Origin of the sequence: Streptococcus sp. HMSC071D03 (assembly GCF_001812125.1) — a bacterium.
GTDB lineage: Bacteria > Bacillota > Bacilli > Lactobacillales > Streptococcaceae > Streptococcus > Streptococcus pseudopneumoniae_N.
Genome location: NZ_KV807718.1, coordinates 38,620 through 40,188, shown reverse-complemented (window position 1 = coordinate 40,188; position 1,569 = coordinate 38,620). Strand labels below are relative to the sequence as shown.

Annotated in this window: 3 protein-coding genes; all 3 read right to left on the bottom strand. The window is 47.4% G+C overall.

The annotated features are described in order from the left end of the window. A partial coding sequence (locus HMPREF2837_RS02865) for a G5 domain-containing protein (RefSeq protein WP_186823197.1) occupies positions 1-253 on the bottom strand: 253 nt, incomplete at its 3' end. A 108-nt stretch (positions 254-361) separates the two neighbouring features. Continuing rightward, a complete protein-coding gene (locus tag HMPREF2837_RS02860) occupies positions 362-778 on the bottom strand; it encodes a G5 domain-containing protein (RefSeq protein ID WP_152901834.1) in 417 nt (138 codons plus the stop codon). Positions 779-901: 123 nt separating this feature from the next. Further along, positions 902-1,569, bottom strand: a 668-nt coding sequence (locus HMPREF2837_RS11385; RefSeq protein WP_186823196.1) for a G5 domain-containing protein, incomplete at its 5' end; no start/stop codon positions are given.

Genomic DNA, 1,569 nt, shown 5'->3' with positions numbered 1-1,569 from the left:
TTGAGGTGGAGTCTACCTTAGTACCTACTGCGATAATTTCGGAAACGGGCGCGGTCGTCACTTCATTAGAAACCTGCTTGCGATTATCCTTGCCATCTACAGTCGTCACTTCCGTTAAGATCGTGCGCTCACCTGCGACGCCTGCTCGAACAACACGAGTTTGACCCTTAAGTAAGTCTGGATCGTCCTGATGAAGAGTGTCATAGGCAACGGTTTCTGTCGTCACCTCTAACTCTGGCTTAACCTCGACCAAGCTTGAAGTACCTTCACTTGGGATTGAGGTGGAGTCTACCTTAGTGCCTACTGCGATTATTTCAGAAACTGGTTCTAAGGTTACAGTGTTGGATTTGACTTGGCGGTCTTACTTACCATCTACAGTCGTGACTTCCGTTAAGATCGTGCGCTCGCCTACAACCCCTGCTCGGACAAGGCGGGTTTCACCCTTAAGCAAGTCTGGATCGTCCTGATGAATAGTGTCATAAGCAATGGCTTCTGCCGTAACTTCAAGTTCTGGTTTCACCTCTACCAATCTTGGAGTGCCTTCGCTTGGAATAGAAGTGGACTCTACCTTAGTGCCTACTGCGATGATTTCGGTAACTGGTTCTTGGGTAATACTATTAGATTTGACTTGGCGGTCTTCCTTGCCATCTACGGTCGTAACTTCCGTTAAAATAGTACGCTCACCGGCTACGCCTGCTTGGATAATACGAGTTTGGCCCTTAAGTAAGTCTGGATCGTTCTGATGAATAGTATCATAGGCAACGGATTCTGTCGTCACTTCCAATTCTGGTTTATCTTCAACAAGACTTGGAGCACCTTCGCTTGGAATTGAAGTGAATTCGACCTTAGTACCTACTGCTATGATTTCGGTAACGGGCGCGGTCGTAACTTCATTAGAGACCTACTTGAGATTTTCCTTGCCATCTACAGTCGTCACTTCCGTTAAAATAGTGCGCTCACCTGCTACTCCTGCTTGAATGACACGGGTTTGACCCTTGAGCAAGTCTGGATCGTCCTGATGAAGAGTATCGTAAGCAACTGCTTCTGTCGTCACTTCAAGCTCTGGCTTCACCTCGACCAAGTTTGGAGCACCTTCACTTGGAATTGAGGTAGATTCTACCTTGGTGCCTACTGCGATGATTTCGGTAACTGGTTCTCGGGTAACACTATTAGATTTGACTTGACGGACTTCCTTGCCATCTACAGTCGTCACTTCCGTTAAAATAGTGCGTTCGCCTGCTACTCCTGCTATGATGACACGGGTTTGTCCCTTAAGCAAGTCTGGATCGTCCTGATGAAGAGTTTCATAGGCAACTGCTTCTGTCGTAACTTCCAATTCTGGTTTATCTTCAACAAGACTTGGAGCACCTTCGCTTGGAATTGAAGTGGATTCTACCTTGGTACCTACTGCGATAATTTCGGTAACGGGCGCGGTCGTAACTTCATTAGAGACCTGCTTGCGAGTTTCCTTGCCATCGACAGTCGTAACCTCGGTTAAGATGGTACGCTCACCTGTTACTCCTGCCTGGAGAACTCGGGTTTGACCCTTAAGCAAGTCTGAATCGTCCT